General features: G+C 57.7%; 12 protein-coding genes. 5 read left to right on the top strand and 7 right to left on the bottom strand.

The genetic code is table 11. The features are described 5' to 3' along the window. The 7 genes from Q1K49_RS12270 to Q1K49_RS12240 all read right to left on the bottom strand — a co-directional run. On the bottom strand, nt 1–364 hold a 364-nt coding region (locus Q1K49_RS12270; RefSeq protein WP_300526316.1), incomplete at its 3' end, for an ATP-binding cassette domain-containing protein. 13 nt (nt 365–377) lie between these two features. Next, nucleotides 378–1,271 (bottom strand): ABC transporter permease, encoded by an 894-nt coding sequence (locus tag Q1K49_RS12265; protein ID WP_213694295.1) that lies wholly within the window; start codon nt 1,269–1,271, stop codon nt 378–380. A 9-nt stretch (nt 1,272–1,280) separates the two neighbouring features. Further along, a complete protein-coding gene (locus Q1K49_RS12260) occupies nt 1,281–2,207 on the bottom strand; it encodes an ABC transporter permease (protein ID WP_300526315.1) in 927 nt (308 codons plus the stop codon). 85 nt (nt 2,208–2,292) lie between these two features. Continuing rightward, nucleotides 2,293–3,936 (bottom strand): ABC transporter substrate-binding protein, encoded by a 1,644-nt coding sequence (locus Q1K49_RS12255; RefSeq protein ID WP_300526314.1) that lies wholly within the window; start codon nt 3,934–3,936, stop codon nt 2,293–2,295. 941 nt (nt 3,937–4,877) lie between these two features. After that, nucleotides 4,878–5,744 carry a TIGR02757 family protein gene (locus Q1K49_RS12250; RefSeq protein WP_300526313.1) on the bottom strand — a complete coding sequence of 289 codons (867 nt, stop codon included), beginning with the start codon at nt 5,742–5,744 and terminating at the stop codon, nt 4,878–4,880. Nucleotides 5,745–5,889: 145 nt separating this feature from the next. Beyond that, nucleotides 5,890–6,423: a flavin reductase family protein gene (locus Q1K49_RS12245; protein ID WP_300526312.1), complete on the bottom strand. Its 534-nt coding sequence runs from the start codon at nt 6,421–6,423 to the stop codon at nt 5,890–5,892. Between the two features lie 152 nt (nt 6,424–6,575). Beyond that, the gene (locus Q1K49_RS12240) at nt 6,576–7,985 is read right to left on the bottom strand and encodes an FAD-dependent protein (protein WP_300526317.1); all 1,410 of its coding nucleotides are present in this window, start codon (nt 7,983–7,985) and stop codon (nt 6,576–6,578) included. 137 nt (nt 7,986–8,122) lie between these two features. On the opposite strand from Q1K49_RS12240, the gene Q1K49_RS12235 reads away from it, so the two are divergent. The 5 genes from Q1K49_RS12235 (at nt 8,123) to Q1K49_RS12220 (ending at nt 13,602) form a co-directional block, all read left to right on the top strand. Further along, on the top strand, nt 8,123–8,905 hold the full coding sequence (locus Q1K49_RS12235) for a Sir2 family NAD-dependent protein deacetylase (RefSeq protein WP_300526311.1): 783 nt from the start codon (nt 8,123–8,125) through the stop codon (nt 8,903–8,905). Nucleotides 8,906–9,112: 207 nt separating this feature from the next. After that, nucleotides 9,113–10,051 carry a FlgT C-terminal domain-containing protein gene (locus Q1K49_RS12230; RefSeq protein WP_300526310.1) on the top strand — a complete coding sequence of 313 codons (939 nt, stop codon included), beginning with the start codon at nt 9,113–9,115 and terminating at the stop codon, nt 10,049–10,051. Nucleotides 10,052–10,053: 2 nt separating this feature from the next. Further along, nucleotides 10,054–11,316, top strand: a complete 1,263-nt coding sequence (locus Q1K49_RS14930) for a tetratricopeptide repeat protein (protein ID WP_366146068.1) — start codon at nt 10,054–10,056, stop codon at nt 11,314–11,316. 233 nt (nt 11,317–11,549) lie between these two features. Beyond that, entirely contained in the window at nt 11,550–12,260 is a 711-nt protein-coding gene (locus Q1K49_RS12225; RefSeq protein ID WP_300526309.1) for a hypothetical protein, read from the top strand. A 637-nt stretch (nt 12,261–12,897) separates the two neighbouring features. Further along, entirely contained in the window at nt 12,898–13,602 is a 705-nt protein-coding gene (locus tag Q1K49_RS12220) for a transposase (RefSeq protein ID WP_300526308.1), read from the top strand. The last annotated feature ends 21 nt before the right edge of the window (nt 13,603–13,623 follow it).

Raw genomic sequence — 13,623 nt, 5'->3', positions numbered from 1 at the left:
GTAGATGTTGCATGAGGGGTTCCATGATCTGCTCCCCCACGGTATAGACGGGATTGAGACTCGTCATGGGTTCCTGGAAAATCATGGAGATCCTGTTTCCTCTCACGGAACGCATCTCCTGTTCGGAAAGAGCCAGGAGATTTTTGCCGTCGAAGAGGATCTCCCCGCCGGCGATCCTTCCCACGGGCTTGTGCACCAACCGTAGGATGGAGAGGGCAGTGACACTCTTTCCGCATCCGGACTCTCCCACCACACCCAGGGTCTGCCCCGCTTCGATGCTCAGGGAGACGCCGTCCACAGCCCTGACAACGCCACGATCCGTGTCGAAATACGTCTTGAGTCCTTTGACTTCCAGCAAGGGCATGGAAAAGCACCTCCTATCGCTTCAAGCGCACATCGAGTGCATCGCGAAGACCATCTCCAAGGAAATTAAAGGCCAGCACCGTGTACATGATGGCGAGCCCGGGAAAGATCGCCCACCACCATTGCCCCTGGCCGAGATATTTCTGCCCCTCGGAAATCATCAGCCCCCAACTCGGCGTGGGAGGTTGCGCACCAAAGCCGAGAAAAGCCAGCCCCGCCTCGATCATGATGATGCTCCCCATCCCCAGCGTCGCCTGCACGATCACGGGAGCCAGGGCATTGGGAAGAATGTGCACGAAGATAATCCGCCACGAGGGCATGCCGAGCGCTCGGGCGGCCTCGACGAACTCCCGCTCTCGCAGGGAGATGAACTGAGCCCGAACCACCCTTGCGATGGAAACCCAGTTCACCATGCCGATGGCGATGTAGACCACCACGAGACTTGGATCCTTGAACACCGCAACCACCGCGAGGACGAAGAGGAGAAAGGGAAAGGCGAAGACCACGTTGACGAGCCAGGAGATGAGATCGTCCACCCACTTCCCCACATATCCCGCGAGTGCCCCGAGAGGAATGCCGATGACCAGCGAGACGAGAGTCGCGAAGATGCCGATCTGAAGGGAAATGCGCGCCCCGAAGATGATCCGGCTCAGAATGTCCCGACCGTACAGATCCGTACCGAACCAGTGCTTTGCCGAGGGAGAGGCGAGGCGGACGGCTTTGCCTTCGGTCCAGATGAGCTGTTTGAGCGGATCGTAGGGAGAGATCCACGTCGCCAGAACTGCCACGAGAATCACCGTGATCACCATGACGAGTCCGATCATGGCAAGCCGGTTTCTCCGGAACCTGAGCCACGCCTCGAACCAGAGACTTCCGCCGGATGCAGCAGGTGTCGTTCTTTCCGTCATGATCGTCACCTACTCGAACCGGACTCTCGGATCGATGAAGCCGTAGGAGAGATCCACCACGAGATTGGTTACGAGAAAAATGAGCGCCATGAAAATAACGGTCCCTCGGATCATGGGGAAATCTCTGGCCACAAGGGCCTCCACCGCAAGCCGACCTATGCCGGGCCAGGCGAAGATCGTCTCCGTGAGCACCGCCCCGGAGAGCAGTTCCGCCACCTGAGTTCCGATGATGGTCACCACGGGGATCAGTGCATTCTTCAGGGCATGTTTGATCACCACGATCTTCTCGGCGAGCCCCTTCGCCCGGGCAGTGCGGATGTAATCCTGGCTCAGCACCTCGAGCATGCAGGAGCGCGTAAGCCGGGCGATGAGCGCCGCCGGGCGGACACCGAGGGTCAGCACGGGCAGGATCAGATAGATCGCCTGGCCATCACCGTAGCCGACGCCTGGAATCCAGTGCAGGTTGTAGGCAAAGGCGAGCAGCAGAAGAAGCCCGACCCAGAAGACGGGAGCGCTGACTCCCGAGATGGCGAGGAACATGGCGGAATAGTCGAACACGGAATACTGCTTCACCGCCGAGACGATCCCTGCGGTGACGCCGAGCACGGAGGCAACCACCATGGCCCAGAAGGCAAGGCGCAAAGTTGCACCGAAACGCACGGAAAGAGCGACGGAGACTTTTTCGTTGCTCCGGTAGGAGGTTCCGAGATCACCCCGGAGCAGCTCGCCGAGGAACTTCGTGTATTGTCGGTGCAGAGGAAGATCGAGCCCAAGATCGGCGCGTATCCGCGCCAGCGTGGCGGGGTCGCCGCGCTGCCCCATCATGATGCGCGCAGGATCTCCTGGAACAACAGCCATGAGAATGAACACCACTGTGACGACACCCCAAAGGACGGGGATCGTGTACAGGATTTTTCGAAGAAAATAGGTGAACACGAGCACACCCCCAATTCAAAGTCGGGACGGAGACATACGAAAAGGGAGGAAAGACCAGCCCTCCTCCCTTTTCTTTCTGACCGCGCTACTTCTTCGTCACCCACACGTTATAGAGCGGCGTCGAGTAGTCACCCATGGCGGGCAGATGCATGTTCTTCACCCATTCCTGCCCGAGAAGGCTCGTGGAGTAGTGGAAGAGGAACACCCACGGTGCATCCTCCACAATGAGCTGCTCCGCCTTGCGGTAGAGCTCGATGCGCTTGTCCCAGTTCGTCTCCACCCGTGCCTCGGCGAGCAGGGCATCCACCTCGGGATTGCTGTAGAAGGAATAGTTCCCCTTCGATCCGTGGTTGCTCGAATGCAGCAGCACGTAAAGGAAATTGTCCGGGTCGAGATAGTCTACGACCCATCCCATGCGGAACATCTGCGTCTCCGCACGCTCGCACATGTCGAGGTGCACGCCCCAGTCAACGACCTTGATGTTCAGCTTGATTCCCAGTTCCATCAACTGGGCCTGAATCGCCTCGGCCACCGCCTTGTGTCGGGGATTGTTGTTCACCTGCAGTTCGCATTCGAAACCATTCGGATAGCCCGCCTCTTTCAGCAGGGCCTTGGCCTTGTCCGGATCGTAGCTATACCCCTTCAGGTCGGGATTGAAACCGGGCATTCCCGGAGGCAGCACGCCCTTGCCTGCAGGATACCGTCCCTCGATGACGAGATCGCTGATGCGCTCCCGGTCCACAGCGTAGTTGACGGCCTGGCGAAGCGCCCTGTTGCCCTTGAAGGGCTCCTTGCTGTTGTTGAATCCGTAGTAGTACGTTCCCACCCAGGGACGTTCCTGGAAGAGCGGGCCGTAGGTCGCCTTCGCCTCCACATAGAACTCGTCGGGGAAATCCTGGAAGGCATCGAGATTTCCCTTCTTGAATTCCTCGTAGGCAATAGTGTTGTCGGGGATGACCACGAGCTCCACGCCGTCGAGATAGGGCAGCGCGTTCCCCTTGCCATCCTTCCGCCAGTAGTCGGGGTTTTTCTTGAGAACCACTTTCTGGTCATGATCCCATCGTTCGAGCATGAACGGTCCCGTTCCCACGGGATGGAAATTGAACTCTTTGCCCCATTTCTCCGCGTCCTCCCTGGGAATGACCATGAAGGAATTGTAGGCGAGGACACTGACGAAGGGCGCGAAGGAATAGGTCAGCTTGAACTGCAGGGTGTAGTCATCCAGGACCTTGATGCCGCTCCACTCCGTCACACCCGTTTCATCACGGCTGACGAAATCCTGATAGCCCTCAATCATTTCTATGAAATACGCCCGGGGCGAATTGTCCCGCACCATGCGCTCGAAGGTGTACTTCCAGTCCTGTGCGGTAACTTCTCTTCCGCCGTTCGCCGTGGGTTCTCCCAGGCATTCCTTATGGAACCGGACACCCTTCCGGAGTTTGAAGGTCCACACCGTGCCACCTTCGCTTCCCTCCCAGCTCTCGGCCAGCGCAGGGAGCACGCCCTTGCCGTCGCTGTCGTTTTCCACAAGGCTGTCGAACATGAGGTAGATAGCCCGGCTGGACACCGTATCCGTGGCCTGGGCAGGATCGAGCTTCGGTGGATCGTTGATCTCACGCCAACGAAGGATACCACCGTACACCGGGTCTTCCGCAAAGGCTGTTCCCGCCATACAAAGGACACCGAACGTCAAGAGGAACAACAAGAAGACTTTCATGTCTCTCTTCATGCATCCCATCCTTTCTTAGACTCTCCATGTCTCCGAAAAGCACACGAACCGATGTTTCGCCGCAACACGCGTGTCTTCCCCTCGCGTCGGAGGGATTTCACCTCATCTTCAAACCTCCGGCGGACATCACCTCCCTCTGAAGCCCGCACCGGCCGAAGGACCGTCAGGCATGTTCCTCGTGAGAAAAATACCTGAGACAACACGTCACGCATCGAGAAGAAAACACTCTTTTTCGAATGCAGCTATACAGACCGGACGGTATAGCTGCATCTATTCCGAAAATTTCAAGACGAGCTGCGCCCACTCTCGAAACCAGAACATGAAACAAGAGGAGCGCGTACAAAATCATCCAGGGCGTCGAACCGGTATGGACATGCGCCTTAACGCGGGATCTTCCCGCGTGACACCGCCATGGCTCGACACTGCTCCGAAGCAAATCCGCCTTTCTTCCCGGGGATGTTCCGGAGAGAAATTGGCTCTGTCGCAATGAAAGAAAAAAGAAGGAAGGGGGCATTGCGCAAACACGACACCGAGGCGTCCCAAAAGGACGGGCGAGGACCTCCCAATTCCCGAACAATCACCGAGGAATCTCTTTCGACGGAGGGATGACGTCAACGGAGAGAGCACAGACAATCACCTTCCCTTTCATGACTCCGGGAACTCCTCAAAGCCATTTCGCCGAAACCGGGCACACTGCCTCTGTGACATTTCTTTGCAGCATCGGGGGAAGGCGAAATCCAACAACACAACGTAACAAAAAAATAATATGGATTGCCTGCCTTGTTCTTCACTACAGATGATAACACGTTCCTCACTTCCCGTCACCTGAAGGCAAAAGACACGCTCCTCATTCCTCCCCCCTCCGTGTTGCTCCAACGGGAAAAACCCCTTCATGCGCTAAAATCAGCGCATATCCTTCAAATTCTTTCCCTTTTCATGAACTATTCCTCTTCGTTGTTCTCGTCGGAAATCTTGCGACAGAGCTCTTCCATGGACAATTCGGGGCGAATGCCGAAGCGGGTGAGCACAAAATCATACCGAAGAGGATCCTCGGGATTGATCTCCCGGAAGACCCGCGTGGCCTCCAGCGCGGCACCGAGATCCGGATGACGTCTCTCGCAGAAACCCCAGGCCGAACAGAGAGCGAACATGTGCGTATCCAGCGGCAAAACCAGCTCGGAGGGATACAGGCACGTCCACCCTCCTGGATCTATGGCATCACGACGGACCATCCACTTGAGGAAAAGGAACAGACGCTTGCAGGCACTCCCCTTTTCCGGCGAAGCCAAAAGGCTGCTCCGGCTTCTTCCCGGAGGCACGGCGCCAAGTTGCGTCAGCACTCGAACGAAAGAAGCCACCCCTCGCACCGCACGAACGGAACGGTTCGTATGCAGGATTTCCCTTTCCCCCTCCATGGGAACGTTCATTCCCTCGCGGAAAAGGGGCTCCAGTCCACCATACCGCCGCAGCACCAGACGAATGGCTCGGAGCAGTGCCACCGTCTCCTCCGGGTCGGTAAAACGGTGACGCAGCGGAAACGACGAGGGGACAAACTCTTCCTCCGGCATTCCGACAAGCCTGCCGGACGGTTCCGGACCGAGAATATTCAGAAGAATTTCGACGCTCCTCTGGATCTGGCGGACCTTACCGTACGCGAAACATGCCGCCAGAAGACCCGCGACTTCCACATCCTCCGGCGTATCATACCGGTGAAGAAAAAGGACCGGATCCGGATCCAGATAACGGGGAGAAGCATAGGTTTCGTAGAGGGCATCGAAGCACGTGCGATATCGCAGCGGGAGCAACACGGGCGACCTCTCCTTTCCGGTGGACCAACAGAAAAATGGGGGACCGGACACATCCTCTTTGAGAAAGAGGAGATCCGATCCCCTGGACAGCCACCGGGTTGATTCCGGAGGCCGTGAAGAACACGATATGTCGCGACCCGAACCGTCAGAGCCCCTTCACGTCGTTGAAGACGGATGTGGGCGAATTCTTGTGGGACTTGCCCTTCTTGAGACGATGGTAATCCGCATAGGTGAGGGGGTCGCCTTCTTTGACGACTTCGGCGCTCGCAACCTCGCCCACGAAGAGGATATGCGTATGTACCTCCTGAACGGCGATGACCTTTGCCTCCAGCACCGCCACCGTCCAGTCGAGAATGAAGGGGGAGCCGAGAGGTGCCGGTCGGTACTGAACATTGCAGAACTTGTCGATGTCTCTGCCACACTTGAAACCGAAATTCCCGATGAACGGCATGGGCACATCCTGCTCCAGGACGGACACGGAAAACACGCCGCTTTTCCGGATGAACTCCGTGGTGAGATTATTCCTGTGAAGACAGGTCGTGACGCAGATGGGCTCTGCGGTGATCTGCATGACCGCATTGGCGATCTGTCCGTTACATTTCCTCTCCCAAGTGGCTCCCACGATGTACAACCCATAGCTGAGTTTGAAAAGCGCTCTCACATCCAACGTCGTCTCCATGGATTTTCCTCCTTCTCGCTCCACAGCAGGCCTTGCAACACCTTTCCGGAACAATTTCCCTCACATCCTCGCCTGCGGCTCCTCCAGGTAATGCCGTGGCGCGTGTCGCGCCGGCCCCTCGGGATCCCTCTGCGCCTCTCTCCGGGTCCACGTCACTGTCCCTGCGGGGGAAAAGATTCCGCAGCCCTCAGGATGGAGCGGGCTGCCACGAGGCCGCTCGCAGATGCCTGAATCACGCCTCTCGTCACTCCGGCCCCGTCTCCGGCGGCGTAGAGCCCCGAAATGGAGGTCTGCAATGTTTCGTCCAATCCGAGACGGAGGCTGTAGAATTTTACCTCGACCCCGTACAGGAGCGTATGAGGGCCATTGATGCCGGGCATGATGGTGTCCAGGGCGTGAAGCATCTCGAGAATGTCCGTGAGGTGGCGGTAAGGAAGCACGAAGGAGAGATCTCCCGGCTCCGCCTCCGCCAGGGTCGGGCGGACCAGTCCCCTTCGGATTCGCTCCGCCGTTGAACGCCGGCCCGCCCGAAGATCGCCGAGACGCTGAACCAGTACCGTTCCTCCGAGCATGTTCGCCAGCCGGGCAATGTGCGTGCCATACCCATTGGGATCGTGGAACGGTTCGGTGAAGTCGATGCTCACGAGAATGGCGAAATTGGTGTTCTCCGTCTTCGTCTCTCTGTTGCTGTGCCCGTTGACGACCACTACCTTGCCGTCGCTCTGATATTCCGTGACCACCTCGCCTCCCGGACACATGCAGAACGTGCGGACCCGATCGTCGAACGTGGGCGCGTTGAAGAGCGCCTTCACTTCGTAGAACTGCTCGGTGAGACCGTCCGCCCACTCCCGGGGAATTTCGACCCGTACACCGATATCCACTGGAAGGGAGTCCACGTGCAACCGGAGTTCTCTCGCAACGCGCTCCATCCAGTGGGCACCTTCCCTTCCGGGACAGACGAGCACGAATCGGGATGGGATCTCCCGGCCATCCGTCAGGCGGATCCCTTTCACCACACCGTCGTCGGAGAGGATCGACGCGACTTCCGTCTCGAGCAGTACGTCACAACGTGATGCAAGCGCCTCCCGGACGGCAGCGAGAACCTCCTGGGAACGATCCGTTCCGATATGGCGGATTTTTGCAGGGATGACCTGAAGCCCCGCAAAACGCCCCTTTTTGACCACCTCTCCGGCGAAGGCGGCATCGGGCTCGAACACGGGCGTGTCCGCGCCGTAGTGAACCCAGATCGCATCCACTTCCGGGATGAGCTGTTCGAGGACGCGCCTTCCCACATAGCGCTCGAGGTTGCCCCCGAATTCCGGGGTCAGCGTGAGCTTTCCGTCGCTGAATGCTCCGGCTCCCCCCCACCCGCAGATGACACTACAAGGAGAGCAATGGATGCATTGCCCCACCGCCCCGTTCTTGAGCGGACATTTCCGCCCCTCCAGGGAACGCCCCTTGTCCACGACGAGAACCGAGGCGCCTTTTTCCGTCAGTTCCAGGGCGGCGAAAAGTCCCGCGGGACCTGCACCCACAATGATCGCATCGTATCGTTTCTCCACCACGCCCCATTCCTCCCGGAAAGCATTCTTGCGGTTCATGCCGCTTATCGCAAGCGCCTTCGACATTGTACCATGTTGCGTTTCTTCGGAAAGACGCCTATGCTGCGTTCGAAAGAACCTTGCAGGAGGTGTCTCTCATGGCGCACATCCTCGAAGAGCAGGCGACGCGCTGCGCCGCGATGCTCGAACAAGCCAGAAACGTTGTCCTCCTCAGCGGAGCGGGCATGTCCACGAGCGCGGGCATCCCCGATTTCCGCGGTCCGAACGGACTCTATCGGACCGCGGAAATCGCCGATCCCGAGCGCATTTTCGATCTCTCAGAATTCTCTCGAAACCCCGCGCTTTTTTATCGCTTTCACAGGGCGTTCCTCTCGCTTCTCGACACCGTCCGTCCCACGTTCGCACACCGCTTCTTCGCGGCCCTTGAACAGAAAGGAATCCTCAAGGGCATCGTGACCCAGAACATCGACGGCCTCGATCAGCGGGCAGGATCGTCCCACGTGCTGGAAATTCACGGCGGGATCGAGACAAGCACCTGCGTCCAATGCTCCCGGACCTATCCCCGCGAAGCGGCAGCGGGAAAGGCCCTCGAAACGGACATTCCCCACTGCGACTCCTGCGGAAGTGTGCTCAAACCGGACATCGTCTTTTTCAGTGAACAGGTGCGATATCTGGAGGAGTGCGTGCACCTGGTAAAAGCCTCGGACCTGCTCTTCGTGATCGGGTCGTCTCTGACGGTCACCCCCGCAGCGCTTCTCCCAGCTTATGCCGGAAAGGATATCGTCGTGGTCAATCGAGGACCCCTTTCCTTCGACTACCTTCCCAAGAAACGCATCTCTCTCCTCGTGGAGGAAGATATCGATGCCTTTTTCAAGGCGGTGGACACACAATTTTCTCTCGTTTCCGAAAACGGGACGTGATATCCTTCTTTGCCGTACGTTTCGTCCGTCTCCTTCATCGTCAGGCTGTACGTTCGGAGCGGATGTGCCTCACTCATCCCGAAAACCCTCTCCGGATGAGGAAAAATTTCCCGGCTATCTCAACCTTTTCCCTTCCGCCTCCGATACCTGAAGCGGGTTCGTATGAATGCGGACACTTCTCCGCACGCTTTTCCTGGAAGGATTGTGATGCGGCTCATGACAAACGGCACTCAGAAACGCCTTCTCCGTTTCCTTTCCGGAGCGATCATCGTCGCTCTTTTCGGAATCGTTTCCTCGGCCCGGGCGGAAATCATTCCCCGCGGAGGAGTTTCCGTCGCCATCTTTCCCGTGCGCAACGACACGGAAGTCGTGGTATGGCCGAATAAATACTACCCGCAGGACGTCCTCCCGGAAAAGATCGGTCGGTTCCTCTCGGAGCTCTTGAAACAGTCTCCCTTGGCCGATGTCTCCACCCTGGATGCAGAAGGCCGCGCGCTCTGGCTCTCCGGTGCGCGACGAGGCGAGGATTTCGCCGTGGAGGTCGAACTGTACCGTTTTCTCCCCAAGAGAACCGGCACTCCCATCCCCGTGGGAACGACCACCAAGGGATCCGTGGCGTTGCGGATGACCGTCTACGACGGGACCACAGGCAGCGTCCGCAACAGGAGCGTCATCGAAGCGAAAGAGGCGCGCCTCACCTTTGACCCGGACTACGACCCCAGCAAATCCCCCTACTGGGAATCTTTTTCCCGCAGCGTGTACTGGGCGACCATCCAGCAGGCCTGCCGTCAGGCGGTGAACGATCTCGTCCGGGGGTACACGGGGTTCCGTATTCTCGGGCGACTTATCGCCCCCACAGCAACTTCCACCAAGGAGAGGCGGGAATACATTCTCTCTCTCGGGAAATACGATTCTCTCAAAGCAGGTGACGTGCTTTCCGTCATGCGGAGCGACACTTATATCACTGTGGATCCCGAAAATCCCGTAGTCCTGCTTCCGCAGCTCATCGGCGAAGTGACCGTGACCTTCATCAAGGAACGGGAGGCGATCGTGGTCGTCACCAAAGAGGATTCCAAAAACCCCATCCGCTTGCGCGACCTGGTTTCCGTGCCGATCTACAAACCGAGGAAAGGAGAAGGTTTCTGATCATGATTCGACGAATCGTTCCCTTCGCAAGGGGAAAGCAGGCGCAGGAGCTTCCTCCTCTCGGCAGATTCTTCTTCGGATGGCTTGCCTTTGTCTGTACCTGGGGGATTCTCCTCTTCCCTTCCGAAACCGTGGCAGCTCCTGCAGGACAAATATCCGTACAACAATCGATCCCAGGGAACGAGGGCGAGGATGTCCTTCGTCTCGCCTGGAAAGCGGGACAACAGCTCTGCCTTGAAGGACGGTTCACAAAAGCCGTCGCCTATCTCCGACAGTACGTCAAGGAACGCCCGAGGTCCGCGGACGGGTGGTATTGGCTGGGCAAGGCTCAGGAAGGTGCCGGGAATCTCGAAAAAGCCCAGGAAGCCTACCGCACGGCACTCGAGGTGGATCCCGAATATCCGGCTCTTTCAAGAATCCTTGCCGCCCACGAGGACGGAAATGCACTTCCCCTTTGGGATCCCGCGCAGCAACCTTTCAGTGCGCAGCCGACACTCCCGAGCGGTCCCGCCTACTACATTGCGCCTCAGGCACACCCGGTGGAAGTCTTCGTTCCCCAGGGAGGTGTCGTACAGGGACCCGCTCCACAAATGCTCCCGATGGCTCCAGGCACCTTTCCACAGCAGGGCGGCGTCGTACCGGTTATGCCGTCCCCGCAGGGCATGGTCGTCCCGCCCGGAGGAGGAGTTCCCCGAATCGAACTTTCCGAACCGTTCCCGAGCCTGTCAGACCAGCAGGGACACGCGGAACCGCTCCTTCCCGCCCCTTCCCCTTCCCCGAACAAACCGAGCTCGACACGGCCTCGGGTTCCCCTTTCCTCTCCCGTCGTGGTGAAACCCGCAACGCCGGTCCCTTCGGGAGAACAACAGGAGCCATCCTCCTCGAAGAGCGTACCTGTCTACGTTCCACCCGCACCGATGTCACAATCAGGAGCATCGCCAGCGACAGGGACACCTCTCCCCCAAGAAAATCCCGAACTTTCGCCGGCGCAACCCTCGGGAAAAGAAACTCCGATTCCTCAAGCGCCTCTGTATATGCCGCCAGAGCCTTCCGAAGGAGCACCAACCGTTCCTCTTCAGGATCCGCCAACAATTCCGCCGGCGATACCGGAAAGTCCTGTTTTTCTGCCGCCGACGCCGGCTACTCCGCAGCAACCCTCTCTGGATAGATTTTCTCCTTTGGAGACTACCGATTCGGAGGACGTTCCCCAAGCACTTTCCGGAGATGTCTCGCAGGATAACAACACTGCTTCCGACTCGGATTGAGCACTTTACTGAATCACCCCAAGAATGTCGCACGTACATTTACCAAAGAAGAAGAGATTCTTCTCTGCAGGAATTTGCTGACAAGACTCTCGTGATCTCCATGTGTTATCGGGTGTCAAAAGGGGATATTCGCTCCGCGGCAAAAGTTTTCTTCGGGGAGCTTTCTGAATGAAGGTGTTTCGCAAAAGCTTTTTCAAGGATTTCAAAACCGATACCAAGGAAGGTGACTGTCTTTGCGTCGATGTGTTTTTCTGCTTTTCGCAGTGACTCTGTTCCTGGGGGCGTTGGCCGGCGGCGGAGAGTGTGCCACCTATGTGGTCGAACCCATTCTGGTCGCACAACCTGCTTACGCAGGTATGACCTTCCATGTCTATCGTCCCGCGACGTTGCCCCAGGGGTGGTTTCTTACCTACGATGGTTACGCGGTGACCCAGGCACCGGGAGGCGTATGGTTTTACGGTTCCTCCGCCGGAAACGGCCACATCATCCGCACTGATTTCGCCGTGGGTTCCGTTGTGCCGACCACGGTTGCCCTGATTCCCCACGTTTCGATTCAAAGCACACCGTCGCAGCAACCCGTCACCGTTGTGCAACCCGGCATGATGCTTCCGTCCTGGAGCAATGATGGGAATTTTCGAATGGTAGCCCGCTGGAGAAGCTTTGTGGATCGAATGGCCGTTCTGGACAAACCTCGCGTCCCCCTTGCATGGAAAGGCGATGAACCAACGGTGGTCTTTGCCTGGACGGGGCAAAGCTGGTATCAGATGAAGGCCCGGAAGGGTGAAACTGCTCCCCAGGTACTTCAGCGCCACCTTTATTCCCTGACGAGGATGGTAAAGACCAATCAATATTCCTGGAATGACCGGGAAACACCGCTTCTGGCAAATCAGTCGGTGCTCTGGGGCTTTTTGTGGATGGGGCACGTTGCCCCGATCAACTTCTGATCACAGCAAAACATATCGTTCTGAAAAAGACGACTCCACTGGCCCGTTGCAGGATCGGTGGAGTTTTTTCCCCGGGAAAGCTCTTATTCGTTCGAAAGGTCGTCTGTTTTTTCGGGTCCGGTATGCCCGGGTGAGTTCGGTGCTCGGAGCCTCGGCCTACTTCGCCCATCCCCGTAGCCCGGGATGCCGATGCGAACAGTCAACGACCTCATCAGGAAGTTTCTACCCAAAAGAAAGAACTTCCGGAACGTGAGCCAAGAGAATTTGGATACGTACGTATCGCCCCTCAATAGCAGGCCACGAAGTGCGGCAGATGGCGTACGCTTGTAGCGGTATCTCTGAAGCCGGCTTCACTTTTGTTGCGTTTGAATTGACACTCCAGGGAAGCAACCCCTGCTTCGCACTTCTTTCTTCCGACGCCGGCAAGGCTTTTCCAGGCGCTCCGGTTTTATGCCTGAGTATAAGTTCGATTCTTCGAAACACGCTTTCCAGGCCTGCCCAAAAGACCTGACGGAGACTCCTTGCTGCAGGGGGGCCTCGGCCAGTAAACAAGCCAATGGTTTTGTCAATGCAAATTTGATCACCACCAGGGAGTGCGGACAAAATCTTGGACTCGAAATGAGACAGGAGGATGTCCATGTACTCAAGGGAAGAACGAATGCGGGCGGTGGAGCTGTATATCAAGTACGACAAAAGCGCCGCCGACGCCATCCGTGAACTCGGCTATCCCAACAGACACACACTGCGTTCCTGGTATAAGTTCTATCTTAAAGAGCAGGAAACCGGGATAATCCGTGACGGGGACACAAGAGCCTCGAAGTTCACCGAGGAACAGAAACAGGCGGCGGTTCGTTATCACCTCACCCACGGGCTCAGTTACTCCAGGACTTCCAGAGCCTTGGGGTACCCCAACAGGGAAACGCTCAGACAGTGGAGCCGGGAACTGGCGCCCGACAGGCGGAAGAAGCGCAGGGGTGGTTTACAATACACGGAAGAGCAGAAAAAAGAAGCGGTAGCAGCCCTGTGCACAAGAAAAGGCCGTGCGCAGGAGGTTGCCCGGAATCACGGAGTTTCCCGGCCGGTTCTCTACCAGTGGAAAAACGATCTGCTCGGCAGGGAGGTTCGGACCGCCATGACGAACGCCGGGGACGACGTAATCCGAAAGACGAAGGAAGAGTTTCTGGAGGAGCTTGGATCCGGCAGCATAGCAGTCCAAATAAACGTCCGCACCCCCCTCCTGAGTGGGCCGTCAGGGCGGAACTCCGCTGGAAAAAGGGACGAAAAAAGAGGTCCCGGAGATTTCTCTCCGGGACCTCTTTCGATATTAGGTTTCTGGCAGTGACCTACTCTCCCACGGGTACCC

It is taken from the genome of Aminiphilus sp. (assembly GCF_029975095.1).
Classification (GTDB): domain Bacteria; phylum Synergistota; class Synergistia; order Synergistales; family Aminiphilaceae; genus Aminiphilus.
The sequence above is the reverse complement of the archived record's forward strand: the minus strand, read 5'-3'. Positions and strand labels throughout refer to the sequence as shown.

Excerpts from the sequence above, each read along its gene's own strand:
- Q1K49_RS12255 (WP_300526314.1), bottom strand. The coding sequence starts at position 3,936 with ATGAAGAGAGACATGAAAGTCTTCTTGTTGTTCCTCTTGACGTTCGGT.
- Q1K49_RS12265 (WP_213694295.1), bottom strand. The coding sequence starts at position 1,271 with ATGACGGAAAGAACGACACCTGCTGCATCCGGCGGAAGTCTCTGGTTC.
- Q1K49_RS12245 (WP_300526312.1), bottom strand. The coding sequence starts at position 6,423 with ATGGAGACGACGTTGGATGTGAGAGCGCTTTTCAAACTCAGCTATGGG.
- Q1K49_RS12230 (WP_300526310.1), top strand. The coding sequence starts at position 9,113 with ATGCGGCTCATGACAAACGGCACTCAGAAACGCCTTCTCCGTTTCCTT.
- Q1K49_RS12235 (WP_300526311.1), top strand. The coding sequence starts at position 8,123 with ATGGCGCACATCCTCGAAGAGCAGGCGACGCGCTGCGCCGCGATGCTC.
- Q1K49_RS14930 (WP_366146068.1), top strand. The coding sequence starts at position 10,054 with ATGATTCGACGAATCGTTCCCTTCGCAAGGGGAAAGCAGGCGCAGGAG.
- Q1K49_RS12220 (WP_300526308.1), top strand. The coding sequence starts at position 12,898 with ATGTACTCAAGGGAAGAACGAATGCGGGCGGTGGAGCTGTATATCAAG.